At 73.3% G+C, this 26,684-nt stretch carries 25 protein-coding genes; 13 read left to right on the top strand and 12 right to left on the bottom strand.

Annotated features, from left to right (window positions below; genetic code table 11):
- Positions 1-94 precede the first annotated feature (94 nt).
- The 3 genes from ACGFML_RS08610 to ACGFML_RS08600 are packed head-to-tail and all read left to right on the top strand — an operon-like array spanning position 95 to position 3,234.
- Entirely contained in the window at positions 95-862 is a 768-nt protein-coding gene (locus ACGFML_RS08610; protein WP_393541408.1) for an SDR family oxidoreductase, read from the top strand.
- A gap of 59 nt (positions 863-921) precedes the next feature.
- The gene (locus tag ACGFML_RS08605) at positions 922-2,583 is read left to right on the top strand and encodes an AMP-binding protein (protein ID WP_393541406.1); all 1,662 of its coding nucleotides are present in this window, start codon (positions 922-924) and stop codon (positions 2,581-2,583) included.
- A 45-nt stretch (positions 2,584-2,628) separates the two neighbouring features.
- Positions 2,629-3,234, top strand: a complete 606-nt coding sequence (locus ACGFML_RS08600) for a TetR/AcrR family transcriptional regulator (RefSeq protein WP_393541404.1) — start codon at positions 2,629-2,631, stop codon at positions 3,232-3,234.
- 78 nt (positions 3,235-3,312) lie between these two features.
- Here ACGFML_RS08600 and ACGFML_RS08595 read toward each other — a convergent pair whose 3' ends face one another.
- The 9 genes from ACGFML_RS08595 to ACGFML_RS08555 all read right to left on the bottom strand — a co-directional run bounded on the left by ACGFML_RS08595 (position 3,313) and on the right by ACGFML_RS08555 (position 10,617).
- Positions 3,313-4,527, bottom strand: a complete 1,215-nt coding sequence (locus tag ACGFML_RS08595; RefSeq protein ID WP_393541402.1) for an acyl-CoA dehydrogenase family protein — start codon at positions 4,525-4,527, stop codon at positions 3,313-3,315.
- A gap of 6 nt (positions 4,528-4,533) precedes the next feature.
- Complete coding sequence (locus ACGFML_RS08590) at positions 4,534-5,586, bottom strand: phosphotransferase family protein (protein WP_393541401.1); 1,053 nt, start codon at positions 5,584-5,586, stop codon at positions 4,534-4,536.
- Positions 5,587-5,724: 138 nt separating this feature from the next.
- Positions 5,725-6,645 (bottom strand): MBL fold metallo-hydrolase, encoded by a 921-nt coding sequence (locus ACGFML_RS08585; protein WP_393541399.1) that lies wholly within the window; start codon positions 6,643-6,645, stop codon positions 5,725-5,727.
- 34 nt (positions 6,646-6,679) lie between these two features.
- On the bottom strand, positions 6,680-7,030 hold the full coding sequence (locus ACGFML_RS08580) for a DUF202 domain-containing protein (RefSeq protein WP_393541397.1): 351 nt from the start codon (positions 7,028-7,030) through the stop codon (positions 6,680-6,682).
- Between the two features lie 2 nt (positions 7,031-7,032).
- Positions 7,033-7,443 (bottom strand): YidH family protein, encoded by a 411-nt coding sequence (locus ACGFML_RS08575; RefSeq protein WP_393541395.1) that lies wholly within the window; start codon positions 7,441-7,443, stop codon positions 7,033-7,035.
- A 57-nt stretch (positions 7,444-7,500) separates the two neighbouring features.
- Positions 7,501-8,064: an NUDIX hydrolase gene (locus ACGFML_RS08570; RefSeq protein WP_393541393.1), complete on the bottom strand. Its 564-nt coding sequence runs from the start codon at positions 8,062-8,064 to the stop codon at positions 7,501-7,503.
- A 59-nt stretch (positions 8,065-8,123) separates the two neighbouring features.
- Complete coding sequence (locus ACGFML_RS08565; protein WP_393541392.1) at positions 8,124-8,912, bottom strand: glucose 1-dehydrogenase; 789 nt, start codon at positions 8,910-8,912, stop codon at positions 8,124-8,126.
- Between the two features lie 9 nt (positions 8,913-8,921).
- Positions 8,922-9,569, bottom strand: a complete 648-nt coding sequence (locus tag ACGFML_RS08560; RefSeq protein WP_393541390.1) for a TetR/AcrR family transcriptional regulator — start codon at positions 9,567-9,569, stop codon at positions 8,922-8,924.
- Positions 9,570-9,723: 154 nt separating this feature from the next.
- The gene (locus ACGFML_RS08555) at positions 9,724-10,617 is read right to left on the bottom strand and encodes a DMT family transporter (protein WP_393541388.1); all 894 of its coding nucleotides are present in this window, start codon (positions 10,615-10,617) and stop codon (positions 9,724-9,726) included.
- A 210-nt stretch (positions 10,618-10,827) separates the two neighbouring features.
- Between ACGFML_RS08555 and ACGFML_RS08550 the strand changes: the two genes are divergently transcribed.
- The 8 genes from ACGFML_RS08550 to ACGFML_RS08515 all read left to right on the top strand — a co-directional run bounded on the left by ACGFML_RS08550 (position 10,828) and on the right by ACGFML_RS08515 (position 20,859).
- Positions 10,828-12,483 carry an FAD-binding dehydrogenase gene (locus ACGFML_RS08550; RefSeq protein WP_393541386.1) on the top strand — a complete coding sequence of 552 codons (1,656 nt, stop codon included), beginning with the start codon at positions 10,828-10,830 and terminating at the stop codon, positions 12,481-12,483.
- A 258-nt stretch (positions 12,484-12,741) separates the two neighbouring features.
- Complete coding sequence (locus tag ACGFML_RS08545) at positions 12,742-13,695, top strand: hypothetical protein (RefSeq protein WP_393541384.1); 954 nt, start codon at positions 12,742-12,744, stop codon at positions 13,693-13,695.
- Positions 13,696-13,731: 36 nt separating this feature from the next.
- Positions 13,732-15,354 carry an APC family permease gene (locus ACGFML_RS08540; protein ID WP_393541383.1) on the top strand — a complete coding sequence of 541 codons (1,623 nt, stop codon included), beginning with the start codon at positions 13,732-13,734 and terminating at the stop codon, positions 15,352-15,354.
- A gap of 2 nt (positions 15,355-15,356) precedes the next feature.
- Positions 15,357-17,285 carry a primary-amine oxidase gene (locus ACGFML_RS08535; RefSeq protein WP_393541381.1) on the top strand — a complete coding sequence of 643 codons (1,929 nt, stop codon included), beginning with the start codon at positions 15,357-15,359 and terminating at the stop codon, positions 17,283-17,285.
- Positions 17,286-17,365: 80 nt separating this feature from the next.
- Positions 17,366-18,130 (top strand): molybdopterin-dependent oxidoreductase, encoded by a 765-nt coding sequence (locus ACGFML_RS08530; protein WP_393541379.1) that lies wholly within the window; start codon positions 17,366-17,368, stop codon positions 18,128-18,130.
- On the top strand, positions 18,114-18,788 hold the full coding sequence (locus ACGFML_RS08525) for a cytochrome b/b6 domain-containing protein (protein WP_393541378.1): 675 nt from the start codon (positions 18,114-18,116) through the stop codon (positions 18,786-18,788). Before ACGFML_RS08530 ends, ACGFML_RS08525 begins: the two co-directional genes overlap by 17 nt.
- Before the next feature lie 122 nt (positions 18,789-18,910).
- Complete coding sequence (locus tag ACGFML_RS08520; RefSeq protein ID WP_393541376.1) at positions 18,911-19,546, top strand: helix-turn-helix domain-containing protein; 636 nt, start codon at positions 18,911-18,913, stop codon at positions 19,544-19,546.
- Positions 19,543-20,859 (top strand): MFS transporter, encoded by a 1,317-nt coding sequence (locus tag ACGFML_RS08515; protein WP_393541375.1) that lies wholly within the window; start codon positions 19,543-19,545, stop codon positions 20,857-20,859. Before ACGFML_RS08520 ends, ACGFML_RS08515 begins: the two co-directional genes overlap by 4 nt.
- A 21-nt stretch (positions 20,860-20,880) precedes the next feature.
- Here ACGFML_RS08515 and ACGFML_RS08510 read toward each other — a convergent pair whose 3' ends face one another.
- The 3 genes from ACGFML_RS08510 to ACGFML_RS08500 all read right to left on the bottom strand — a co-directional run bounded on the left by ACGFML_RS08510 (position 20,881) and on the right by ACGFML_RS08500 (position 23,289).
- Positions 20,881-22,032, bottom strand: a complete 1,152-nt coding sequence (locus tag ACGFML_RS08510; RefSeq protein WP_393541373.1) for a sensor histidine kinase — start codon at positions 22,030-22,032, stop codon at positions 20,881-20,883.
- On the bottom strand, positions 22,029-22,793 hold the full coding sequence (locus tag ACGFML_RS08505) for a response regulator transcription factor (protein ID WP_393541372.1): 765 nt from the start codon (positions 22,791-22,793) through the stop codon (positions 22,029-22,031). The genes ACGFML_RS08510 and ACGFML_RS08505 overlap by 4 nt, the downstream gene beginning before the upstream one ends.
- 91 nt (positions 22,794-22,884) lie before the next feature.
- Entirely contained in the window at positions 22,885-23,289 is a 405-nt protein-coding gene (locus tag ACGFML_RS08500; RefSeq protein ID WP_393541681.1) for a (2Fe-2S) ferredoxin domain-containing protein, read from the bottom strand.
- Positions 23,290-23,341: 52 nt separating this feature from the next.
- Here ACGFML_RS08500 and ACGFML_RS08495 point away from each other — a divergent pair, with 52 nt between their 5' ends.
- Both ACGFML_RS08495 and ACGFML_RS08490 read left to right on the top strand, forming a co-directional pair.
- Complete coding sequence (locus ACGFML_RS08495; protein WP_393541370.1) at positions 23,342-24,733, top strand: cytochrome P450; 1,392 nt, start codon at positions 23,342-23,344, stop codon at positions 24,731-24,733.
- Positions 24,734-25,054: 321 nt separating this feature from the next.
- Entirely contained in the window at positions 25,055-26,683 is a 1,629-nt protein-coding gene (locus tag ACGFML_RS08490) for an ABC-F family ATP-binding cassette domain-containing protein (protein ID WP_393541368.1), read from the top strand.
- Position 26,684 lies beyond the last annotated feature (1 nt).

Genomic DNA, 26,684 nt, shown 5'->3' with positions numbered 1-26,684 from the left:
GGGGGAGGGCTCTTCTGGCGGAGGGCTCTTCCGCTGGGACATACCGACTGGTTAGTCTGCCAGCGGAATCCGATACGACCGAGGGAGACACCGCGTGGCAGCCGTACGGGACAAGTCCGTTGTCGTGACCGGAGCGGGCGGGGGAATCGGCGCCGCGCTGGCCCGCCGGTTCGTCGCCGAGGGCGCCCGTGTCGTGGTGAACGACCTGGACGGGGCCAAGGCGAAGGCCACCGCCGAGGAGATCGGAGCGATCGCGGTCCCCGGTGACGCCTCCGGCATCGTCCCGGCCGCCCGCGAGGCGCTCGGCGGTGCCGTCGACATCTTCTGCGCCAACGCCGGGGTCGGCACCGGTGGCGGCCCCGAGGCGCTCGACGACGCCTGGGAACTGGCGTGGGACGTCAATGTCATGGCCCATGTCCGCGCCGCGCGCGAGCTGGTGCCCGAGTGGCTGGAGCGGGGCGGCGGGCGCTTCGTCTCCACGGTGTCCGCGGCGGGCCTGCTGACCATGGTCGGGGCGGCGCCCTACAGCGTCACCAAGCACGGCGCGTACGCCTTCGCGGAGTGGCTGTCGTTGACCTACCGCCATCGCGGCATCGAGGTGCACGCGATCTGCCCGCAGGGCGTGCGCACCGACATGCTGGCGGGCACCGGGGCCGCCGGCGAGCTCGTCCTGACGCCCACCGCCGTCGAACCCGAAGCCGTCGCCGACGCGCTGTTCGCGGCCATGGCCGAGGACCGGTTCCTGGTGCTGCCGCACCCGGAGGTCGCCGACTACTACCTCGCACGCGCCAGCGACCCCGACCGCTGGCTGGGCGGCATGAACCACCTCCAGCGCAAGCTCGACGAGCGGGCCGAGGGCTGACCACCGCACACCGGGACGCACGGACATCCGGACGATCAGGAAGGCAGGGCCGCACCCCGATGATCTCCTACCAGGACAAGCCGTGGCTGACGCAGCTCGACGCAGCGCAGCGCGCCCCCATCCAGCCGCCGCCCTCGACGCTGCACGCCTTCCGGGCGGCGGTGCACGCCGAGCCCGGCCGCACGGCGCTCGCGTATTTCGACGGCCGGCTGTCCTACGCCGAGACCGACGCCCTCTCCGACGGCATCGCCGCCCACCTGGCCGACCGCGGCTTCCGGCGCGGCGAACGGGCCGTGGTGATGCTGCAGAACACCCCGCACTTCGTGCTGGCGCTGCTCGGCGTCTGGAAGGCGGGCGGCGTGGTGGTGCCCGTCAACCCCATGTACAAGTCGGCCGAGATGCGGCACATTCTGGACGACGCCGAGGTCACCGCCGTGATCTGCGCCGACCGGGCCTGGGACGGCTTCCTGCGTGCCACCGCCGCCGAGGTGCCCTCCGTCCGCCTCGCGCTCACCGCCGACGAGGCCGGTCTGCAGACCCGCGACGACGCCCGGGTGCTGCAGGGTGAGCTCCACCGGCCGTGTGAGGGCGCCGACGATCTGCTGTCCGTCGCGCGCACGCCCCATCACCTCCGCGTGGCACCCGCCGACCCCGAGCTCACCGCCGACGACACCGCGCTGATCAGCTACACCTCCGGCACCAGTGGCACACCCAAGGGCGCCACCAACACCCACGGCAACATCAGTTACAACGCCGAGCGCCAGCGCACCGGCCTGGGCCTGCCCGAGGACGCCACCTACTTCGCGCTCGCCCCGCTGTTCCACATCACCGGCATGGTCTGCGAACTGGCCGCCTGCATAGCCAACACCGGCACCCTCGCCCTCGCCTACCGCTTCGAGGCGGGCGTCGTGCTGGACGCCTTCCTGGAGCACCGCCCCGCCTACACGGTCGGCCCCGCCACGGCGTACATGGCGCTGATGGCCCACCCGGAAGTCGACCGCGGCCACTTCGCGTCCTTCCACACGATGTCCTCGGGCGGCGCGCCGCTGCCGCCCGCCCTGGTGGAGAAGTTCCGTAGCGACTTCGGCCCGTACATCCACAACGGCTACGGACTGACCGAGTGCACCGCGCCCTGCGCCAGCGTCCCGCCCGGCAGGCAAGCGCCGGTCGACAAGGTCTCCGGCACGCTCGCGGTCGGTGTCCCCGGGCCCGACACCGTCGTCCGGATCATCGACGAGAACGGCGCCGACCTGCCCTTCGGCGAGCAGGGCGAGATCGCGGTGCGCGGCCCGCAGGTCGTCCCGGGCTACTGGCGGTGCCCGGACGCCACCGCGGCCGGCATGCCGGACGGTGAACTGCGCACCGGCGACATCGGCTTCATGGACACCGACGGCTGGCTCTATGTCGTCGACCGCAAGAAGGACATGATCAACGCCTCGGGCTTCAAGGTGTGGCCGCGCGAGGTCGAGGACGTCCTCTACACGCACCCGGCGGTGCGCGAGGCGGCCGTCGTCGGCGTGCCGGACGCCTACCGCGGCGAGTCGGTGAAGGCCTATGTCAGCCTGCGCCCGGGGAGCGCCCCCGAGCCCGCCGAACTGGCCGCCTACTGCAAGGAGCGGCTGGCGGCGTACAAATATCCCCGTGTGGTGGAGATCCTGCCCGAGCTTCCGAAGACCGCGAGTGGCAAGATCCTCCGACGGGAGCTGCGCCACCGCCCATGACGGCGGGGGAGCACGATGTACGAGCACGAAGGACGGGTGAGGGCGATGGCGGGCACGAAGGACGGCAACGGCAACGGCGGCGCGAAGCCGGTGGCGCAACGCCTGCTGGCCACCGCCACCAGACTCTTCGCGGAGCGGGGCTACGACCGCACGTCGGTCCAGGAGATCGTCGATGCGGCGGGCGTCACCAAGGGCGCCCTCTACCACTACTTCGGCTCCAAGGACGATCTGCTGCACGAGGTCTACGGGCGGGTGCTGCGTCTCCAGCAGGAGCGGCTGGACCACTTCGCCGGCGCCGACGCGCCGGTGGAGCAGCGGCTGCGGGACGCCGCCGCCGACGTCGTCGTCACCACCATCGAGAACCTCGACGACACGAAGATCTTCTTCCGGTCGATGCACCATCTCGGGCCGGAGAAGGACAAGCAGGTACGGGCCGAACGGCGCCGCTACCACGAGCGCTTCCGGGCCCTGGTCGAGGAGGGCCAGCGCACCGGCGTGTTCGCCGCCGACATCCCCGCCGACCTGGTCGTGGACTATCACTTCGGGTCGGTGCACCACCTGGGCACGTGGTACCGCGAGGACGGTCCGCTCACCCCGCAGCAGGTCGCCGATCACCTCGCCGACCTGCTGCTGCGCGCCCTGCGCCCGTAGCGGCGAGGGTGGCGGCGCAGAGCCCCGCGGCCGGCCGGCCACGGGGCTCTGCGCCGCCACCTCCCGCGCGCGAGCCGGCTAGAGGTACTTCTTCAGCTCGCGGCGCGCCAGCGAGCGCTGGTGGACCTCGTCCGGTCCGTCGGCCAGGCGCAGCGTCCGGGCCCCGGCCCACAGTTCGGCCAGCGGGAAGTCCTGGCTGACGCCGCCCGCGCCGTGCAGCTGGACCGCCTGGTCGAGGATGTTCACGACGGTGCGCGGTGTGGCGATCTTGATGGACTGGATCTCGGTGTGCGCGCCCTTGTTGCCGACGGTGTCCATCAGCCAGGCGGTCTTCAGCACCAGCAGCCGCAGCTGCTCCACCGCGACCCGGGCGTCGGCGATCCACTCCTGCACCACGCCCTGCTGGGCCAGCGGCTTGCCGAAGGCCGTACGGGAGACGGCACGGCGACACATCAGCTCGATGGCCCGCTCGGCCATCCCGATCAGCCGCATGCAGTGGTGGATCCGGCCGGGGCCGAGCCGCGCCTGGGCGATTCCGAAGCCGCCGCCCTCTTCGCCGATCAGATTGCTCGCCGGTACCCGGACGTCGTGGAAGACGACCTCGGCATGCCCGCCGTGCCAGTGGTCCTGGAAGCCGTAGACCTGCATGGCGCGCCTGACCTCCAGGCCCGGGGTGTCGCGCGGCACCAGGATCATCGACTGCTGACGGCGGATGTCCGCGCCGTCCGGGTCCGTCTTGCCCATCACGATGAAGATCTGGCAGAGCGGGTTCATCGCCCCGGAGATGTACCACTTGCGGCCGTTGATGACGTAGTCGTCGCCGTCGCGGACGATCTGCGTCTCGATGTTGGTGGCGTCCGACGAGGCCACCTCCGGCTCGGTCATCGCGAACGCCGACCGGATCTCGCCCGCCAGCAGCGGCTGCAGCCACTGCTTCTGCTGTGCCTCGTCGCCGAACTGGGCCAGCACCTCCATGTTGCCGGTGTCCGGTGCCGCGCAGTTCAGCGCGGTGGGCGCCAACTGGGGGCTGCGGCCGGTGATTTCGGCCAGGGGGGCGTACTGGAGGTTGGTCAGGCCGGCGCCGTGCTCCGCGTCCGGCAGGAAGAGGTTCCACAGGCCCTGCCGGCGGGCCTCGGCCTTCAGCTCCTCCACGACGGCCGGGGTGTCCCACGGCGAGGCGAGCGCGGCCCGCTGTTCGTGAGCGGTCTGCTCGGCCGGGTGGACGTGTTCGTCCATGAACGTCAGGAGCTTGTCGCGGAGCTCTTCCGTGCGGGCGTCGAATGCGAAGTCCATGGTGCCTCAGCCTTCCTTGAGGGTGGTGAGTCCGTGGTCGATGAAGACGGGCACGAGTTCGCCGATGCGGTCGAAGCCCGCGCCGACCGTCTGGCCGAGCGTGAAGCGGTAGTGGATGCCCTCCAGGATCACGGCGAGCTTGAACCAGGCGAAGGCCGTGTACCAGGCGATGGCGGAGGTGTCCCGGCCGGAGCGGGCGGCGTAGCGCTCGATGAGTTCGCCGGGGGAGGGGTGGCCCGCGGCGCCGCTGGTCGTGCTGACCGGCGACTCGGGCAGATCCAGGTTCTGGCTGTACATCGCGAGCAGGCCGAGGTCGGTCAGCGGATCGCCGAGCGTGGACATCTCCCAGTCCAGTACGGCGTTGATGGTGTCGTCGGCGCCGACCAGGACGTTGTCGAGGCGGTAGTCGCCGTGCACCACGGTCGGCGCGGGCGAGGCGGGCAGCGCCCGGCCGAGCGTGTCGTGCAGCGCGTCGATCCCGGCCAGTTCGCGGTTCTTCGAGGCGGCCAACTGCTTTCCCCAGCGCCGCAGTTGGCGCTCCAAAAAGCCCTCCGGGCGACCGAAGTCGCCGAGCCCGGCCGCGTCCGGGTCCACGGCGTGCAGGTCCACCAGGGTGTCCACGAGCGAGAACACCACGTCGCGGGTGCGCTCGGCGCCGAGCGGGGCGAGCTGCGCCGCCGTCCGGTACGGCGTGCCCTCGACCAGCTCCATCACGTAGAACGGCGCGCCGATGACCGACTCGTCCGCGCACAGCAGCAGCGTCTCGGGCACCGGCACCGGGGTCTCGTGCAGCGCGCTGATGACCCGGTGCTCGCGCCGCATGTCGTGCGCGGTGGCCAGCACATGGCCCAGCGGGGGCCGGCGGACGACCCACGAGGCGGCGCCGTCGGTGACGCGGTAGGTGAGATTGGACCGCCCGCCCTCGATCAGCCGCGCGCTCAGCGGCCCGCCGGCCAGGCCAGGTCGCTCCCGGTCCAGATGCTCACGCAATCGGGCGAGGTCGAGGCCGGGGGGTTCCTCCCGGTCCGCGGCCTGCGGGGGAGGGGTGCCCTTGCTCATCGTTCTCCTCCGTACGGAATGGACGTCGACACGGCCGATCGGTCGCTGCCCCGATCATGCCGACTAGTCGGTATGGAGTCCAGTGCCGGTGTGTAGGACGTCCGTCACGCGAGGTATGTGCGCCGTTCTCCCCGCCCGTTACGCGTGGCAGGCCATCGGGATCCCGCCGTTCATCGCCGTCATGTCACCGAACCCGGCCGCCACGTCCAGCGGCGCCCCCGGCTCGCCACCGGCCAGCTCCGCGTACGCCCGGTGCAGATTCGCCACCAGTCGCTCGCTCTCGGCCAGCTCCGCGAACGGGCCGAGGTCCGCCTCCCGTGCCACCTCCAGCGGCGTACGCCCGGCAGCCCGGCCCTCGCGCGCCAGCCGGTCGACGTAGCGCAGATACCGCTCCACGTCGTCGTACACCTCCGGCCCGGTCACCGGGCCGTGCCCGGGGACGACGGTCTCCGCGTCCAGCGAGCGCAGCAGGTCCAGCGAGCGCAGCGAGCCGGCCAGCGAGCCCATGAAGAGGAACGGCGTGCCGCCGTTGAAGATCAGGTCCCCGGTGAAGACGATGCGCTGCTCGGGCAGCCAGACGACGGTGTCGCCGGGGGTGTGCGCGACCCCCGGGTGCAGCAGCCGTACCTCGATGTCGCCCACGTGCAGGGTCAGTTCGTCGGTGAAGGTGACCGTGGGCGCGGTCAGGAGGATGTCGCCGTACTCCACGCCGGGCCACACCGCGTGCAGCTGGTGCCCGGCGGCGAGCAGTTCGCGGCGGCAGGCGGCGTGGCCGACGACGGTCGCCTCGGGGGTGAAGACGCTGTTGCCGTAGGTGTGGTCGCCGTGGTGATGGGTGTTGACCACCAGGCGCGGGGTGGGAGCGCCGCTCTCGGCGATCCGCCGGCGCAGCAGGCGCGCCCGGCGTTCGGTGGCCGCGGTGTCCACGACGAGGGTGGTGTCCCCGTCGGTGACGAAGCCGGCGTTGTTCAGACACCAGCCGCCGTCCGGCTGGACGAACGCGTGGACGCCGGTGGCCAGTTCGGTGAGATAGGGCTCCGTGCGGGCCGCGTCGGGCATGAGGTCCCCTTCGGGTCGAAGTGTCGATGTCCTGCTACGGCACCACTATCGCCGCACCGCACACCGCGAGTGCCACCGTGCACCCGGTCACCAGCAGTGCGGTCCGCGACAGCAGGCCCGGCGGGCGGCCGGTGGTCATCTCGCGCACCCGGTGGTGGGCCACCGCCACGAAGGCGAGCCACACCAGCGCGACCAGCACCGCCAGAGCGGCCGTCACCGCATCCGGGGCCCGGCTCTGCACCAGCCGGCGGGCGGCCAGAACGACGACGACCGTGCAGGACAGTGTCGTCCGGCGCCAGGCCATCCGGGTGCGCTCCGGCTGGAGGCCGGGGTCCCGGTCGGGCGCCGGCGGCCGTGCCCCTGCGCCGCGCTGTGCGTCCCCCACCGCTACCCGGTCCGGCCCAGCACGACGAACACGACCAGGGCGACCGCCAGCACACCGACCCCCAGGGCCAGCAGGGACGGGAATCGGGAGAGCGGCAGATCCTCGCCGCGGCGCATCGCGCGTTCGCAGCGCACCCAGTGGTTGACCGCCCGCAGGGCACACACCGCACCGGCCACCAGTAGCACGACGGTGCAGGTCACCCGCAGCCCTTCGTGCAGCCGGGGCAGGAACTGGTCCACCGCGAAGCCGCCGCCGACCAGTGCCAGCCCGGTACGCAGCCAGGCCAGGAACGTGCGCTCGTTGGCCAGCGAGAAGCGGTAGTCGGGGGTGGTGCCCTCCGCGCGGACCCGTGCGGGCGCGCACCACAGCCGCACGGCCGCGCCGATCGACCGGAGCCCGTCGCTGAGGATCATGAGGGAAACCATAGAGGAGGGGCCCCGCGGCGCAGGCGCGACCTCGGGCTCACCCCCTCAGCGGCCGGCGGTGCGGCCACGGCCGGGGGCTCCGGGCTCCCGGCGGGCCAGCAGCTCCTGATACGCGGCGAGGCCGTCCGGTGTCCACGGCCACTCGGTCAGCCGTCGCGCCAGCTCTTCCTCCGGCAGGAAGGTGTGCCAGTCGATCTCCGACTCCTGCGGGTCCACCGGTCCCGCCCAGCGCACCTGGTAGACGGCCGACCACCAGGTGTGCTCGGCCGTCTCGTACAGGAACTTGAACAGCGGCTCGGGCTGCGGCAGCCCCCGCACGCCCAGCTCCTCCTCCGCCTCGCGCAGCGCCGCCCGGTCGTAGCTCTCGCCGGCGCCGACCACACCGCCCACGAACATGTCGTAGTGGGAGGGGAAGACGAGCTTCCGCGGGGTGCGGCGGTGTACGAAGATCCGGTCCTCGGCGTCCCGGACCAGGATGAACGTGCAGCGGGTGCGCATCCGGCGGGCGTAGCTCTCCCCGCGGGGCGCCTGCCCCACCACCTGATCGTTCTCGTCGACGACGTCGAGGATCTCGTCGGCGTTGAGCGGCTGCTGATCGTGATCGGTCATGGGACCCATGCAATCACCAGGGGCCGGGCCCGCTCCTGCCGGGGAGCCCGGCCGGCCCGCTACTGCCCCATGACGTAGCGGACCGTCGGGCCGGTGGTCCAGCCGCCGTCCACCGCCAGTTCGGCGCCGGTGACGTAGGACGCGGCGTCGGAGAGCAGGAAAACGACGGCGCCGGCGATCTCGTGCGGCTCGCCGACCCGGCCCATCGGGGTGTTGGGGTAGTTCCCCTCGCCCTGCCGGATGCCGACCTGGGCCGTCATCGGGGTGTACGTCATGCCGGGGTGCACGGAGTTCACCCGGATCCGCTCGGTCCCCAGCTCCACCGCGCCGACCTTGGTCAGGCCGCGGACACCCCACTTGGAGGCGCCGTAGCCGCCGGTCATCGCCAGGCCCATCAGCCCGGCGGCCGAGGAGATGTTCACGATGGAGCCCGCGCCGCGCTCCTTCATGGCGGGGATGACGGTCTTCATGCCGATGAAGACGCCGGTCAGGTTCACGTCGACGACCTTGCGGAAGAAGTCGACGGAGACCGTCTCCAGCGGCTGTCCGGTGGATATTCCGGCGTTGTTGACCAGGCCGTCGATACCGCCGAACTCGGCCACGGCGTAGTCGGCGACCCGCTGCCAGTCCTCCTCGGAGGTGACGTCGTGGGTCAGGAAGCGGGCCCGCTCGCCGAGCCGGGCCGCGGTCGCCGCACCCTCCTCGGCCAGGACGTCGGTGAGGACGACACGGGCACCGGCCTCGACGGCCTGTTCGGCGGCCGCCGCGCCGAGCCCGCGGGCGCCGCCGGTGATGACGACGGTCTTGCCGGTCAGGTGGGCCGCGGGGGCGGTGGTGGCATCGGTCATGCGGGACTCCTAGGAATCGGAGGTGGGTCCGGGGGCGGCCGCGAGCAGGAATGCCGCGGTGGTCCCGGTGAGATCGGCGAGAAACAGCTCCTCGCCGATGAGGGGGGTGACGTCGTCCAGGTGGTGCCGTGCGCGGTCGGCCATCGCCGCGCCGATGAGCGTCAGCGCGAGATCCAGTCGTTCCAGGCGGAGCGCCTCGGGCAGTCCGGCCGCCGCGAGCGCGTCCTCCATCCGGCCGATCAGCCGCCAGTAGGTGGTGCCGTCCAGCGTCGGGTGCGGGGTCCGGGTGCGTACCCCGCTCTCGTGCGTGAGCTGGGCGGAGATCCGCAGGCAGCGGCGCCCGCGGTCGTCGCGCAGCTCGCTGGCCTCCGCGGTGATCAGTGCGCCGACCAACTGGGCGAGCGTTGCGTCGGGGGCGTCCACCGTCGCCGGCAGCGACGTCAGGGCCGCCTCCGTACGGGCCAGCCGGCCGGCCATCACGGCGTCCAGCAGCCCGGCGCGCGAACCGAAGTGGTACTGCACGGCCGAGGGGTTGCCCTGGCCGGCCAGCCGGACGATGTCCCGCATCTGGGCGCCGTCCACACCGTGCGCCGCGAAGATCTCTTCGGCGGCGCGCATCAGTCTGTCCCGGGTTCCGGGTCCTGAGGTTCTGGCCATGATCCGTACTATAATGCTGGCCATTATTAAAAGGCGAGGTGCGCGGCACCGCTGTGACCGAGGAGACGTGGTCGGGAGCCGGCCGGGGTGCGGCAGGCGTCCGGACGGCGGCTCCTCGGGGCGGCGCCCCGGCCGTTGAGTGGGCCGGGGCGCCTCAGTGCGGCTGCAACTCCCGCAGGGTGTGCGTCTTGCCTGCCCCTGGCGGCATCGCCGGATGGCTGCCGATCAGTACGATCCCCGCGATGACGGCGGCTATCCCGGCCGCCTCCCAGGCCAGCGCCCCCGGGGTCACCCGCAGCTGGTCCCCGAGGAAGCCCACCCCGCAGGCGATCCCGGCCAGCGGCTGGGCGGCGGTCAGCGCCGGCAGCGACATCCGCAGCGGAGCCGTCTCGAAGGCGCTCTGCACCATCACCAGCGCCAGCACTCCCAGCACGACGATGGCGTACGGATGCCAGCTCGTCAGGAGGGCACTCCAGCCGCCCTGTCCGAAGCGATCCCCGCTGATCCGGGTCAGCGCGTCCTGCAGCCCGTACAGCAGCCCCGCCGCGACGCCCAGCAGCGCGGCCTCCAGGCTCACATGGACCCGCTCGCGTTTGGCGACGGTCGCCAGTACCAGGGCGACGGCGAGCACGATGCCCATGATCAGCCACTGGGCGGGCCGGCCGGCCTCGCTGGTGCCGCCGTGTGGCTGTCCGGCCACGATGAACGCCGTCACCCCGCCCGCCAGCAGCCACAGGCCGCCCCACCCGCGGCGGCCGAGCCGCTGTCCGCTCAGCCGCCGGGCCAGGGCCATCGCGAACAGCAGATTCGTCGCCAGCAGTGGCTCCACCAGAGTGATGTCACCCATCCCCAGCGCCAGTGCGCCCAGCGCCATCCCGATGACCATCAACGCGATGCCGGCCACCCAGCGCGGCATCCGCACCAGGTCGAGCAGCAGTCGCAGGGAGAGGAAGTCCTTGGGCGGCGCGTGCTGCGCCGCCTCCTGCTGGAAGACGAAGCCGAGTCCCAGACAGCAGGCCGCCCCAAGGGCGAGCAGAATCACCGTCACGTCGCACACCTCGTATCGCGCGGGGCGGGGTATTGCGCCTGAGGACAGGCATCCGGCGGTGGCCCGGGGGTGGCCCTCAACACCCCCCATTCTTGCGCGCACCCGCCCGTACCGCCGGGTAACAATGAGGTGACGGCATGGTCCGGCGCACTGAGGGTCGGGACACCACGGTGCCCGGGGCGTGCGGCGGCCCGGTGAGGAGAGCCGACGATGGCGTACGACGCCGATGTGATCGTGATCGGGGCGGGGCTGGCGGGGCCGGCGGCCACGGCTGAGCTGGTGGACGCCGGGCGCCGGGTGATCCTGCTGGACCAGGAGCCCGAACAGTCCCTCGGCGGCCAGGCGCACTGGTCCTTCGGCGGGCTCTTCCTCGTCGACTCGCCGGAACAACGCAGGCTGCGCATCCGCGACAGCCGGGAGCCGGCCTGGCAGGACTGGCTGGGCGCGGCGGGCTTCGACCGGCCCGAGGACCACTGGCCGCGCAGCTGGGCCGCGGCGTACGTCGACTTCGCGGCGGGCGAGCAGCGCTCGTGGCTGCACCGGCAGGGCGTGCACTTCTTCCCGGTGGTCGGCTGGGCCGAACGGGGCGGCTACGACGCGACCGGCCACGGCAACTCGGTACCCCGCTTCCACGTCACCTGGGGCACCGGGCCCGGCCTCGTCGCGCCGTTCGAGCGCCGGGTGCGGGCCGGCGTCGCACGCGGCCTGGTGCAGCTGCGCTTCCGCCACCGGGTCACCGCGCTCTCGCGCACCGCGGGAAGCGTGGACACGGTCAGCGGGGAGATCCTGGCGCCCTCGGACGCCGAGCGGGGCAGGCCCAGCAGCCGCGACGTCGCCGGTGCCTTCGAGCTCTCGGCGCAGGCCGTGATCGTCACGTCGGGCGGTATCGGCGGCAACCACGACCTCGTCCGGGCCAACTGGCCCGAACGGCTCGGCACGCCGCCCGCGCGGATGCTGTCCGGCGTGCCGGCGCACGTGGACGGCAGGATGCTGGGGATCGCCGAGGCGGCCGGCGGCCGGATCATCAACCGCGACCGGATGTGGCACTACACCGAGGGCATCGAGAACTGGAACCCCATCTGGCCGATGCACGGCATCCGGATCCTGTCCGGACCGTCCCCGCTGTGGCTGGACGCCCGCGGCAAACGGCTGCCGGTGCCGCTGTTCCCCGGCTTCGACACCCTCGGCACCCTCGAACACATCATGCGCACCGGGCACGACCACACCTGGTTCGTGCTCACCCGGAAGATCATCGAGAGGGAGTTCACGCTCTCCGGCTCGGAACAGAACCCGGATCTGACCGGCAAGAGCGTGCGCGAGGTGCTGGGGCGCGCCCGCGCGGGTGTGCCGGGGCCGGTACGGGCGTTCATGGATCACGGCGCGGACTTCGTCGTCGAGCGGTCGCTGGCCCCTCTCGTGCGGCGGATGAACGAGCTCACCGGGGACGGGCTGATCGACGAGGCCGAGTTGCGCCACGAGATCGTCGCGCGCGACCGCGAGATCGCCCACCCCTTCACCAAGGACCTCCAGGTGACGGCGGTGCGCGGGGCCCGCCAATACCTCGGCGACCGGCTGATCCGCACCGCCGCCCCGCACCGGCTGCTGGATCCCGAGGCGGGACCGCTGATCGCCGTACGGCTGAACATCCTCACCCGCAAGACGCTCGGCGGCCTGGAGACCGACCTGTCCTCGCGGGTGCTGACCGAGGGCGGCGAGCCCCTGCCGGGCGTGTACGCGGCGGGTGAGGTGGCCGGGTTCGGCGGCGGCGGCGTGCACGGCTACCGCTCGCTGGAGGGCACCTTCCTCGGCGGCTGTCTCTTCTCGGGGCGTACGGCGGGTCGGGCGGCGGCCCGCGCCGTTTCCTGAGGGCCGTTCCGGCGCCGCGGATTCCGTTTGGCGGTCGATCAATACCGGTGAGCGGAAGGTGAGTTGGGTGGATTCGGCCATTCCCCGGCCGGCCTTGACGCGGCGCCGCGCCGACCGCTTTGCTGTGCGGGAAGTTTTCGCAGTGGACCAGACCATTTCGCCCGGCCGTCACCAACGCGCGCAGCTCGGTCCACTCCCCAGTCGGACGACACAGCGAGGTGGAAGATCGGTGCAGTGCGTCATGGAGCCTCCTGGTCCATGAGTCCGCCCCCGCCCCCACCGCTGGGACGCCCCCGCCGCAAGGACGCTCCGGTGCTCTCCCCGAGCCTGGACGACGCCCCGCTGGCGTCGGCGACCGCCGCGTTGACCCACGGCAGATGGGCCGAGGCGCGGACCCTGCTCGCCGAAACCGGCGCGGACTGGGACCTGCGCGGCCACCGATTAACCGTGCTGGGAGCCGCCCCCGGCTGCGCCGCCTGGGCCCGCGACTGGCAGCTCGCCGATCCGGACAGCGGCGACGCCGCCACCCTGCTGGCCTGCGCCCTGGTCCACCTCGCCCTGTCCGGCAAAGGCGGCTTCCACGCCGCGGACGAGGCGTGCCGGACCGCCGCCGGGATGCTGCCCCACGATCCGACGCCGTGGCTGGGCACCCTTCTCCTCGCCCGCCGCACCGGCACCGCCGACGAACGCGAGCAGGCCTTCGACCGGATCCGGGCCCGCCACCCCGACCACCACCACGCCCACCACCTCATGGCGGCCTGCCTCGCCGAACACCAACAGGGCGAGCAGGACGACCCGCTGCACCAGGTCTACGACTTCGCCGCCTGGGCCGCCGAACAGGCCCCCGCGGACTCCCCGTTGGCCGTCCTCCCCGTCATCGCGCACGCCGAGCGCTACCGCGTCCTCGCCGCGCACGGCCTGGAGCCCGCCGACCCCGCCGCCTCCGGCCACTGGTGCACCCGGCGCGCCCGCCAGGCCATGAAGGCCGCCTTCGACTGGTGGCTGGAATGGGAGGGCGAGGGGCATCCACGCTCCAAGGTCGACCTCAACTTCCTCGCACACGCAAAGTTCCACGAGGGGCGGATGGCCGAGGCGGCGGCGCTCTTCCACCGCATCGACACCCACGTCACCCCCGCGCCGTGGGCCTACGCCGGCCGCGACGCCGTCAAGGCGTTCCGGGCCGCTCGCAGCACCGCGCTCCGCGCCACCTGACCGGCACCCCGCATCCCTGGAAAGGACCACCCCGCCATGCCGATGGGCAGTTCGGGAAAGACGAGCGGCGTCGCCGCCCCCGCGCGAACGGGCCGGGCGACCGCCGCCGGCGGCGGGATCAGCACCTTCAAGGGCCAGGAGCGGGCCCTGCGGGCCGGCCGGATCGGCACCCCCGGGCTGCTGCTGTCCGTACTCGCCGCCAGCGCGCCCCTGATGGTCGTCGCCGGCGTCATGGTCACCACGTACCAGGTCATGGGCATCGTGGGGCAGCCGCTGCTGTTCGTCGTGCTGGGCGTGGTGATGGCGCTGTTCAGCGTGGGCTACGCCGAGATGAGCCGGCACGTCCACAACGCCGGTGCGTTCTACGCCTATATCGCCCGCGGCCTGGGCGGCACCGTCGGCGCAGGCGCCTCCTTCGTCGCGCTCGCCGCCTACAGCACCCTGCAGGTCGGCATCTACGGCATCCTCGGCTTCGAGATCTCCGGCCTGCTGGCCGCCCACTTCTCGCTCACCGTCCCCTGGTGGGCTCTCGGACTGCTCGGCGTCGCGGTCACCGGGACCCTCGGCGCCCTCAAGATCGACCTCAACGCCAAGGTGCTCGGCGTCCTCCTGGTCATCGAGGTCGCCATGATCGTCGTCTTCGACCTCGCCTTCGCCGCCCAGCCCGGGCCGCAGGGGCTGTCCCTGCACGCCTTCGACCCCGCCACCCTCGGTGGCGCGGGGCTGGGCACCACGCTGTGCTTCGCCGTCACCGGCTTCGTCGGCTTCGAACAGGCCCCCGTCTACGCGGAGGAGACCAGCCGCCCGGGAACCGTCGTGGCCCGCGTGATGTTCCTCGCCGTCGGCTTCGTCGCGGTCTTCTTCGCCCTCAGCTCCTGGCTCATCGGCGTCGCCACCGGCCCGGACCACGTCGTGGCGACGGCCGGCGAACACGGCCCGGGACTGATCTTCGCGCTGACCGAACCGCGGCTGGGCGGCGTCTTCACCGACGTCCTGCACCTGTTCTTCGTGACCGGGATCTTCGCGTCGATGCTCAGCTTCCACAACGTCGTCGCGCGCTACGCCTTCGCGATGGGCCGCGAGGGCCTGCTGCCCGCCCCGCTCGGCCGCACCACCAGGACCAGTGGCGCGCCCGCGCTCGGCTCCCTGCTGCAGACCGTCATCGCCCTGATCGTGGTGACCGCCTTCGCCGTCACCGACCACCACCCCGCGGGCGATCCCACCGCCCCGGTCCTCCAACTGTTCACCTGGGCCGGCAACGTCGGCGCCATCGGCGTGATCCTGCTGATGGCCACCTCCTCCGTCGCCGTCATCGTCTTCTTCGTCCGCCGCGGCGCGGGCCGTGCCCAGGCCGGCCGGCTGATCGCCGCGGGGCTGGCCACCCTCGCCCTGCTCACCGTGCTCGTCTACGGCGTCAAGGACTTCGATGTCCTGGTCTCCGCCGAGCAGGGCTCCGTCCTCGGATGGCTGCTGCCCGCCCTGATCGGGGTCGCCGCCCTCGTCGGCCTCGTCCACGGCCGGGTGCTGCGCGCCCGGCGGCCCGAGGTGCACGCCCGGATCGGGCTGGGCAACGAGGCCTTCCAGCTGGAGAAGGCGGCCGCCGCGGCGGCCCCGGCAGCGGGCGGCGGGCCCGTCCCCACCTCGCACAAGGAGAGCTGACGATGACCACCCACCCGCGGACCGCGCACCCCCTCGACCCGCTGACCGCCGACGAGATCGCCACCGCCCGCGCCGTCCTGGAGGAGGCCGGCAAGGCGGGGGAGACCACCCGCTTCCCGCTCGTCCTCCTCGACGAACCGGACCGGCACACCGTCCTCGCCCACCACTCCGGGGCCCCCGTCGCCCGCAGGCTCCGCGTGACCCTCCTCGAACCGGCCACCGGCGCCGGCCACGAAGCCCTCGTCGACGTCACCGCCCGCACCCTGCTCGCCCACCGCGACCTGGATCCGGAGACGGACGGTCAGCCGCCGATCCTCGTCGAGGAGTACGAGCGCTGCGACGCGGTCGTCAAGGCCGACCCGGGCTGGCGCAAGGCGATGGCCGAACGCGGTATCACCGACACCGCCCTGGTCCTCTGCGCCCCGCTCGCGGCCGGCAACTTCGCCGTCGAGGAGGAACGCGGCCGCCGGATGCTGCGCTCCCTGACGTTTCTGCGCTGCGACAGCACCGACAACCCCTTCGCGCACCCGGTCGGCGGCCTGGTCGCCGACGTCGACATCACCGAGGGCCGGGTCCTGCGACTGATCGACACCGGCCCGGTCCCGGTGCCCGCCGAATGCGGCCGCTACGAGGCCGCGTTCAACGGCCCGGCCCGCACCGACCTCAAGCCGCTGGAGATCAGCCAGCCGGACGGCCCCTCCTTCCATCTCGACGGCTCCCTGCTGACCTGGCAGAACTGGCAGCTGCGGGTGGACTTCAACGCCCGCGAGGGCCTGGTCCTGCACCAGCTCGCGCACCGTGACGGTGACCGGTTGCGCCCCGTGCTGCACCGCGCCTCGCTCGCCGAGATGGCCGTCCCGTACGCCGATCCCGACCCCGCCCGCAACTGGGTCTGCTATCTCGACGTCGGCGAGTACACCCTCGGCCGGAACGCCAACGCGCTCCGCCTGGGCTGCGACTGCCTCGGTGAGATCCGCTATCTCGACGCTGTCGTCGCCGACGACCACTGCGCCCCGCAGACGCTGCGCAATGCCGTCTGCATCCACGAGGAGGACCACGGTCTCCTGTGGAAGCACACCAACATGTTCGACGGCTTCGCCGCCGAGAGCCGTCGCTCCCGCCGTCTGGTGATCTCCTTCATCGCCACCCTCGGCAACTACGACTACGGCTTCTACTGGTACCTCTACCAGGACGGCACGATCGAGTTCGAAGCCAAGTCCACCGGCCTCGTCCAGACCACCGCCACCGTGCCCGGCGCGCGCACCGGCTACGCCACCGAGATCGCCCCCGGCCTCCAGGCCCCCTTCCACCAGCACCTCTTCTGCGCCCGGCTGGACCCGGCGGTGGACGGCCCCGCCAACACCGTCGAGGAGATCGACGTCGTACCGCTGCCGATGGGCCCCGACAACCCCAACGGCAACGCCTTCACCACCCGTGCCACCCCGGTCACCGACTCGGCCGACGCGGGGCGCCTCGCCGACGCCGCCACCGGCCGCCGCTGGCAGATCACCAACCCCGCCTCCTACAACCGCATGGGGCGCCCCGTCGCCTACACCCTCACCCCGCAGCCCGGCCCCACCCTCCTGGCCCGCCCCGGCTCCGCCGTCGCCCGCCGCGTCGGCTACGCGACCCGCCACCTCTGGGTCACCCGCTCCCGCCCCGAACGCCGCTTCCCCGACGGCGACTACCCCAACCAGCACCCGGGGGGCGCCGGCGTCCTGGAGTGGTCGCAGCCCGGCGAATCCCTCCTCAAGAGCGAACTCACCCTCTGGCACACCTTCGGCCCCACCCACCTCCCCCGCCTGGAGGACTCGCCGGTCATGCCCGTGGACCGCTGCGGCTTCACCCTCCGCCCCACCGGTTTCTTCGACCGCAACCCCGCCCTGGACCTGCCGTCCGAGAGCGGCGGCCACTGCCACACCGCACCCTGAGGAACGCCGGGGGATGACGAAAGTCTGACGCCGGGGCCCGGACACTGGCCTCGGCCGCCGCGCGGTGCTCGAATCGAAGGGTGACCAAGGACCCGACCCCGCCGCGAGCGCGGGACGACGACGACGGCGGCGGTGCGGACGGGCGCGGCACGCCCGTCGGCCGCCGTGTGGTGCTCGGCATGCTGGCCGCGGGCGCCGCCGGCATCGCCGCGGCCCCCGTCCTCCAGCGCGCCTACGACAGCACGCTCGGCGCCGCAGCCCAGGGCGACCCCACCGGCATCTCCGGCCTGCTGCCGGCCGGCGGCGGTTTCCGCTACTACTCCGTCACCGGCTCCGTACCGCACAAGGGCGAGCGCACCTACCGCCTCACCGTCGACGGCCTGGTCCGCCACCGGGCCGACTACCGCCTGGCCGACCTGCGTGCCCTCCCGCAGACCAGGATCGTCCACGACGTCCAGTGCGTCACCGGCTGGCGGGTGCCCGGCACCCCCTTCGAGGGCGTCCGCCTGGCCACCCTCCTCGACGCCGCCGGCGTGAGCCCGCGGGCCAAGGCCGTCCGGTTCACCTCCTTCGACGGCGCCTACAGCGAATCGCTCACCCTCGCCCAGGCCCGCCGCCGCGACGTGCTGGTGGCCCTGCGCATGCAGGACAAGCCCCTCGGCCACGAACACGGCGGCCCGGTGCGGCTCTATGTCGCGCCCATGTACTTCTACAAGTCGGCGAAGTGGCTCTCCGGGATCACCGTCACCGACCGGGTCGAGCCCGGGTACTGGGAGGAGCTCGGCTATGACGTCGACGCCTGGGTCGGCCGGTCGAACGGACGCGACGATGCCCCCACCGGCTGAGCCCGGCGCGGCCCGTACCCGCGTCCCCCGCTTCACCCCCGCCGAACACTGGGTGCACCGTGCCACCGCCACCCTGCTGACCGTCTGCGTCCTCACCGCGGGCTGTCTCTACCTCCCCTTCCTCGCCGAACTCGTCGGCCGCCGCGCCCTGATGGTCACCGTCCACGAGTGGTCCGGCATCCTGCTGCCCGTCCCCCTCCTCGTCGGGCTCGCCTCCCGCGCCCTGCGCGCCGACCTCACCCGGCTCAACCGCTACGGCCCCCACGACCGCCGCTGGCTGCACGCCACCCTGCGCCGTCGGCGCTCCGGCCGCCCCGCCGGGAAGTTCAACGCGGGCCAGAAGCTCTACGCCGCGTGGATCGCCGGCGCCGTCCTGGTGATGCTGTGCACCGGCCTGCTGATGTGGTCCACCCTTCCCCAGGCTCTCGGCCTCGTCCGGCCAGGGGCGGCCCCCGTGCCGCTGACCTGGCGCACCGGCGCCACCTTCGTCCACGACTGGCTCGCCCTTGCCGTGATCATCGTGGTCGCTGGCCACGTCTGGATGGCGTTCGGCGATCCCGAGTCGCGGCGGGGGATGCGTACCGGGTCGGTGGACGCGCGGTGGGCGCGGCGCGAGCATCCGCTGTGGAAGCACGACGAGCGGGGGAGGGAGCGGTAGCGGTAGCGGGCGAGGCCGCGGCCCCGGACAGCGCACAGCGCACAGTGCCCAGTGCCCAGCGCAGAGGACTCTCTGCAGAGAAAGCTGTGCAGAGAGTCCTCTGCATCTTTATGCTGCTGCGCATGGCCACTGACGACCCCGACGACGGCGCCCCCGCCTCCGCGCCGCCCACCCGCCGTATGGATGCCCGCAGCCTGCGCGGCATCGCCCACCCGCTGCGGATGCGCATCCTCGAACTGCTCCGGCTCGACGGCCCGGACACCGCCACCGGCCTCGGCCGCCGGCTCGGCGAGAACACCGGCACGGTCAGCTGGCATCTGCGCCACCTCGCCGACCACGGCTTCATCGAGGAAGAGGCCGGCCGGGGCACCAGGCGCGAGCGCTGGTGGCGGGCGGCCCGGGTGTCCCACCGCCTCGACACCACCGACTTCCGCGACGATCCCGACTCCCGCGGCGCCCTGTCCGTCTACGTCCACGAGATCGTCCAGCAGCACTTCCACCGGGTCGCCGGCTACCTCGCCGAGGACTGGGACGCCCGCTGGCGCGACGCCGGGACCATCACCCAGGTACACGACCTCCGGCTGACGCCGGACCAACTCGCCGACCTGAACGCCGAGTTGCTGTCCGTCGTCGACCGGCACCGGGAAGCGGCACAGGACCGGGGACCGGCCCCGCAGTCGGCCCCCGCCGCGCAGCCCGTCATCGTCCAGCTCCAGTCCTTCCCCCGCAAGGAGCGGCCGGAACGGCCCGAGGAATGAGCGGCCTGCTGCGCCGCCACCGTGACTTCCGGCTCCTGTGGTCCGGCGAGACCTCCGGCAAGTTCGGTGCGGCGGTCACCCGGGTGGTCATGCCGCTCATCGCCGTCACCACCCTGCAGGCCGACACCTTCGAGGTCGGCCTGCTCAACGCCAGCGGCTGGCTGCCCTGGCTGCTGATCGGCCTGCCGGTCGGGGTCTGGGTGGACCGGGTGCGCCGCCGCCCCCTGATGCTGACCGCCGCCGCCGCGTCCCTCGGGCTGTTCGCCGTCGTTCCGGTCCTCGCCCACTCCGGCGGGCTCACCCTCGGCCTGCTGATCGCCGTCGCCCTGCTGACCGGCGCCGCCGCCGTCGTCTTCCAGACCGCGTACACCGCCTACCTCCCCAGCCTCCTCGCCCCGCAGGACCAGCCCGAGGGCAACGCCAAGCTGCACGGCAGCGCCTCCGCGGCGCAGATCGCCGGACAGGGCGCCGGGGGTTTCCTCGTCCAACTGGTCGGTGCTGCCCCCGCGTTGCTCGCCAATGCCGCCACGTTCGCGCTCTCCCTCCTGTGCCTCAGGGGCATCCGGCACCGCGAGCCGCGCCCGGCGGCCGGCGAGAGTCCCCGCCCCCTGACCGCCGAGGTCGCCGAGGGGCTGCGCTGGGTCGCCCGCGATCCCTGGTTCCGCAGCCTGACGCTCTTCGGCGCCGCCTCGAACCTCGCGCTCATGGGCTACCAGTCCCTCCTGACCGTGTTCCTGGTCCGCGAGGTGGGCCTGGCGCCGGGCGCCGTCGGCGCACTGATGGCGCTGGCCGGCCTGGGCGGGGTGGCCGGCGCGCTCGCCGTGCGGCGCACCGCCGACCGCCTCGGCACCGCCCGGGCCACCCTCGTCTTCGAACTCGGCCTGTCCACCGCGGCGCTGCTCATCCCGCTCGCCACCCGCGGCGCCGGCACCCTGCTCTACGTGGCGGGCGCCGGCGCCGTCTCGGCGGGGGTGGTCGGCGGCAACATCCTCAAGGCCGGCTTCCAGCAGCGTTACTGCCCGCCCCAGCTGCTCGGCCGGCTGACCGCGAGCACCTCGTTCCTCAACTACGGCACGCTGCCGCTGGGCGCGTTGCTCGGCGGTGCGCTGGGGGCCGCGCTCGGCGTCCGCACCGCGATGTGGATCACGACGGCGGGGGTGCCGCTGGCCGCACTGATCCTGGTCTTCTCGCCCGTCCGGACGGTGCGGGACCTGCCGCTCGGGGCCACCGGCCCGCACGCCCTCGACACGGACGGACGGCGGGACGCCGCTCCGGACGGGCGTGACGGCGCGGGGGCGAGCCCGGCGCGCTGACGGGCGGCCCGCCCGGCCCCCTCAGGCCGCCGTGCCCGGCCGCCCCGTCTCCTGCTCCGCGGACGGCAGTTCCACCTCGAAACGGCAGCCCGCCCCTGTGTTGCGCACCGTTGCCCGGCCCTCGTGCGCCTCCACGATGCCGCGCACGATCGCCAACCCCAGCCCCGCCCCGCTCTCGCCGTCGGCACGCGGTGTGCGGGCCGGGGCGCCGCGCCAGCCGGTGTCGAAGACCCGGGCCAGATCTTCGGGCGGAATGCCGCCGCAGCCGTCCTCGACGGCGAGGACCACCCGGCCCGCCTCGGGCCGCGCGCTGACCGCGACCGTGCCGTCCGCCGGTGTCGCCCGGATCGCGTTGACCAGCAGATTGCCCAGGACCCGGGTGATCTGCTGGGCGTCCACCCGGACCGGCAGGGACACCACACCCCCGTCCACCAGGCGCACGCCGCTCGCCCGCGCCAGCGGCCGGGCCCCGGCCAGCGCCTCGTCCACCAGGTCGTAGACCGACACCCGCGAGAGGGTCAGTGCCAGCGCCCCGGCCTGGATGCGGGAGAGCTCGAAGAGGTCGTCGACCATCGCTGCCAGCCGGTCCACCTCGATGCGGATCCGCGCGTGGTAGCGCCCGGTGTCCTCGGCGACGCCGTCCTCCAGCGCCTCGGCCATCGCCCGCAGCCCGGCGAGCGGGGTGCGCAGATCGTGTGAGATCCCGGCGATCAGCTCCCGCCGCGAGGCGTCCAGCACCCGCTCCCGCTCCCGGGCCGCCGCCAGCCGCCCGCTGGTCTCCTCCAACGCCTGTGACAACGCGGCGAGTTCGGCTGTCGGCGGCCCGGCCGGTGCCACGAAGCCGCCCGCGCTGCCGACGGTACGGGCCGACCGCGCCAGCTCCCGGCTGCCCGCCGCGATCCGCCGCCCGAAGAGCAGCGCGGCGGCCAGCGAGACCACCCCGGAGACGCCGACCACGGCCATCACCACCCCCAGGTCGTGCCCGGACAGGAACATCGCCTGCGCGACGGCCACCGTTCCGGCCGCCATCGCGGCCACCGCCAGCGCCGCCACCGCGAACAGCGACAGCGCCACCGAACGCCGCCGCAGCACCCGCACGGCGGGCGCGGCGAGCAGTCCCACGAGGGTCGCGCCGAGCGCCGCCAGCGCCACGATGACCAGGAAGTCCGTCATGACTGCGGCTCGCCTCCGGCCGGGTCGAAGCGGTATCCGGCGCCCCAGACCGTGGTCACCAGCTGCGGTGCCGCCGGGTCGTCCTCGATCTTCTCGCGCAGCCGCCGTACGTGCACGGTCACCGTCGACAGATCGCCGAACTGCCACCCCCACACCCGGTGCAGCAGCTCCTCGCGGGAGAAGACCTGGCCGGGGTTCCGCAGCAGGAAGAGCAGCAGGTCGAACTCGCGCGCTGTCAGGGCGAGTTCGCGTCCGGCACGGTCGGCGCGGCGGCCGCCCGGGTCGGCGCTCAGATCCCCGGCCCGCAGCACGGGGGAGTGGGCGGCGGCCGGCGGCGCGGACTCGGCGCGGCGCAGCACCGAGCCGATCCGCAGCACCAGTTCGCGCGGGCTGAACGGCTTGGTGACGTAGTCGTCCGCGCCGAGTTCCAGTCCGAGGATCCGGTCCGCCTCCTCGCCCCGGGCCGTCAGCATCACTACCGGGACCGCGCCGCCGTCGCCGGCCCGGCGCAGCCGCCGGCACACCTCCAGGCCGTCGATGCCCGGCAGCATCAGATCGAGGACGACCAGGTGCGGGCGGAAGGCCGCGGCCCGGTCGAGCGCGGCGAAACCGTCGGCGGCGTGCTCGGTGGCGTACCCCGCGCGGGCGAGATAGCCGGTGACGACCTCGGCCACGGTCGGATCGTCCTCGACGACCAGGACACGCCGCGGCGGCCCGTGCGAGGGGGCCCGGGCGGGCGGCGGGGGCGCGGAAGGCGTCATGCTCCCAGCCAACACCACCCGCGGCCGTGCGGGACGGACGCCGCCGCCCCCGTAAGACTCCGGTAACCGGCCGGCCCCGCCGCCGGCCCCGTCACCCGCTCTCCAGCCCCTCCCGCACCCGCCGCGACACCGTGATCGCGTACAGGTCGAGCACCCCCGGCGGCTCGGCGATCCCGGGGCCGCCGGCCCGTATCCAGGCGGCGATGTCGGCCAGCGCGTCGTCGTCGTTGACCAGCCCCAGCCACACCGGCCGCCCGCCCGCGGCCCGCCCCGCCGACGACGGCTGGACCACGACCACATTGGCCTGATCGCAGACGTCCAGACACTCCGAGGCGCGCACCGGCGCCGCCCCCGCGAGCGCCTCGCGCAGCCGCGGTATCTGGCCGCCGTGGTCGACGCCGGGGACCTTGGCGGGGTCGCCGCAGCAACAGCCGCGGCAGACGGTGACACGGCAGGGGGACCCGGCCGCTGCCCGGCCGGAACGCTTGGTGATCATCCGCCCCATGCTACGTGCCATGACGACGGTCCTTCCTGGACAGGAATACGCCATGACTCTCCTCACCGGCCCACCGACGGGAATCCCCGGCCCGGCCGGCCTCCCGGTTCTCGGCTCGATGCTCGACCTGCGCCGCGACTCCCTCGGCACCTTCCTGGCAGCCCAGCGCGCACACGGCGACGTGGTCCGCCTGGCGGCCGGGCCGCCCGGTCTGCGCAGCGTGTTCTACGCGGCGTTCGCGCCCGAGGGCGTCCAGCAGGTCCTCGCCTCCGAGGCCGCCAACTTCCGCAAGGACCACCCGCTGTACGAAGAGGTCCGGCAGTCCTTCGGCAACGGCCTGCTGACCAGCCAGGACGCCGACTACCTCCGGCAGCGGCGGCTGGTGCAGCCGCTGTTCACCAAGCGCCGGGTCGACGGCTACGCCGCGGCCGTGACGACCGAGGCCACCGCCACCGCCGAGCGCTGGCGGACCGCGCACGACGGCCGTGTCGACCTGGTGCGCGAGATGAACCGGCTGGCCCTGTGCACGGTCTCCCGGATCCTCTTCGGCACGGACGCGGACGCGGCGGTGGAGGCCGTCGACCGCTGCTCGCCGGTCATCAACGACTACGTCGTACGGCGTGCCTACGTACCCGTGAAGATCCCGCGGCGCTGGCCCACCCGCGACAACGCGCGGGCACGGGCGGCCACCGACGAGCTGAACGCGTTGTGCGACCGCATCATCGCCCGGCGGCGCACGGAGGCCGGGGCGGCCGCGGACGGTGCCGTGCCGGGCGACGACCTGCTCTCCCTCCTCGCCGGGGCCGGCAACGACGAGGACGGCTCGCTCGACCCGACCGAGATCCGCGAGCAGGTCCTGATCTTCCTGCTGGCCGGCCACGAGACCACGGCGACCTCGCTGGCCTTCACCCTCCACCTGCTCGCCCGGCATCCGAAGGAGCAGGAGCGGGTCCGGGAGGAGATCGACCGCGTCCTGGCGGACCGCACTCCCACCGCCGCCGACCTGGACCGGCTGCCGTATCTGACGCAGGCGCTCAAGGAGGCGATGCGGCTCTACCCGGCGGCGCCGGTGATCAGCCGCCGGGCCGTCGAGGGCACCGAGATCGGCGGCTTCCGCATCCCCGCCGGCGCCGATGTGGTCGTCGCCCCCTGGGTCACGCACCGCAACCCGGAGCTGTGGGCGGACCCGGAACGCTTCGACCCCGGCCGCTTCGCCCCCGAGCAGGAGGCGGCCCGCCACCGCTACGCCTGGTTCCCGTTCGGCGGCGGCCCCCGGGCCTGCATCGGGCAGCACTTCTCGATGCTGGAATCGGTGCTGGCGCTGGCGACGCTGCTGCGGGCGTACGAACTGGAGGCGGTGGACCGGGAGGTGCCGGTCGCCGCCGGGATCACCCTGCAGGCGACGGGACCGGCGCGGGTGCGCCTGCGTCCGCGGGCCGCGTGAGCGCGGCGAACAAATACGGGTGCACTTCCGTGGCGGTGCGCGTACGGTCGATACCGGTCCAGCGCGCCGCCACGGCGCCACCCACGACAGGAGAAGGCCGTTGCTCGTCTGAGGTCCTGAGGCACCGCGCCCGCGACATGCCCCGCGCTCGACGCTCCGCACTGTGATCCACACTGCGGCCCGCACAGCGCTCCGGCAGCACGCGGCCGCACCGTCCGCGACCTCGGCGTACGCACGACGTACTCCGGCGCACCCGGCGTTCTGACGCGGTGTCTCCCAGCGCATTCCCCCCCCCATCGCCCCGCGCGCCCAGGAGACCCTGTGTCGAAGTCGTCCACCCCCGCGGCCGCCGCCGCCTCCATCGCCTGCACCGGCCTCGGCTTCGCCTGGCCCGACGGCACCCCCGTCCTCGAGGACTTCCAGCTCACCGTGGGGCCGGGCCGTACCGGCCTGATCGGCCTCAACGGTTCGGGCAAATCGACCCTGCTGAAGCTGATCGCGGGCGAACTGACCCCGACTGCGGGCCGCGTCAAGGTTGCCGGAGACGTCGGCCATCTCCCGCAGCACGCCCCGCTCGACACCCATCTGCGGGTCGACCAGGCGCTCGGCATCGCCGAGGCCCGCGCCGCCCTGCACGCCATCGAGCGGGGCGAGACGGACGAGGAGCACTTCACCGCCGTCGGCGACGACTGGGACGTGGAGGAACGCGCCCGCGCCACCCTCGACCAGCTCGGCCTGCCCGGCGTCGACCTCGACCGCACCATCGGCGAGGTCTCCGGCGGGGAGTCCGTCCTGCTCCGGCTGGCCGCGCTCCTCCTGCGCCGCCCGGCCGTCCTCCTGCTGGACGAGCCCACCAACAACCTCGACCGCGCCGCCCGGGAGCGGCTGTACGACGCGGTCGCCGGCTGGACCGGCGTCCTCCTGGTCGTCAGCCACGACCGCGAACTCCTGGAAGCCGTCGACCGGATCGCCGACCTCCGGGGCGGCGAGGTCCATTGGTACGGCGGCAACTTCACCGCGTACGAACAGGCCCTGGCCGTCGAACAGGAAGCGGCCGAGCGGATGGTGCGGGCCGCCGGGGCCGACGTCCAACGCCAGCGGCGCGAACTGGCCGATGCCCACGTCAAGCTGGCCCGCCGGGTCCGCTACGGCAACAAAATGAGCGCCAACAAGCGCGAGCCGAAGATCGTCATGAACGAGCGCAAGAGGGAGGCCCAGGTCTCCGCGGGCAAGCACCGCCTCCTGCACACCGAACGCCTCAAGGAGGCCAGGGACCGCCTCGACGAGGCCACCGAGGCCGTCCGGGACGACGACGAGATCCGTATCGACCTGCCGCACACGGCCGTACCCCCGGGCCGGACCGTCCTCACCGTGGAGGACCTCACGGCCCGCCACGGCGCGCACGCCCACCTGGAGGTCCGCGGCCCCGAACGCATCGCCCTCACCGGACCCAACGGCTCCGGCAAGACCACCCTGCTGCGCACCCTCGCGGGCGAGATCCCGCCCGTGTCCGGCGTGGCAGCGACCCACGTCCCGTTCCGCTTTCTGCCCCAGCGCCTGGAGGTACTCGACAACGCCCTGACCGTCGTCGAGAACGTCGCCCGCTTCGCCCCGGACGCCACCAACAACCGCATCCGGGCCCGGCTCGCCCGCTTCCTGTTCAAGGGCGCCCGCGCCGACCAGCAGGCCGGCACCCTGTCCGGCGGCGAACGCTTCCGGGCCTCCCTCGCCGCCCTGATGCTGGCCGAACCGGCCCCGCAGCTCCTGATGCTGGACGAGCCGACGAACAACCTCGACATGGCCTCGGTCCGCCGCCTCGTGACGGCTCTGGAGTCCTACGAGGGGGCGCTCCTGGTCGTCAGCCACGACCTGACGTTCCTGCGCGAGCTCGGCATCACCCGCTGGCTCGCCCTGACGGACGGCGAACTGGCCTCCACCGAGCCGCTGTAGC

This window comes from Streptomyces sp. NPDC048650 (assembly GCF_043199095.1).
Lineage (GTDB): Bacteria > Actinomycetota > Actinomycetes > Streptomycetales > Streptomycetaceae > Streptomyces.
Note: the sequence above shows the minus strand (reverse complement) of the source record. Positions and strands in the feature narration are given on the sequence as shown.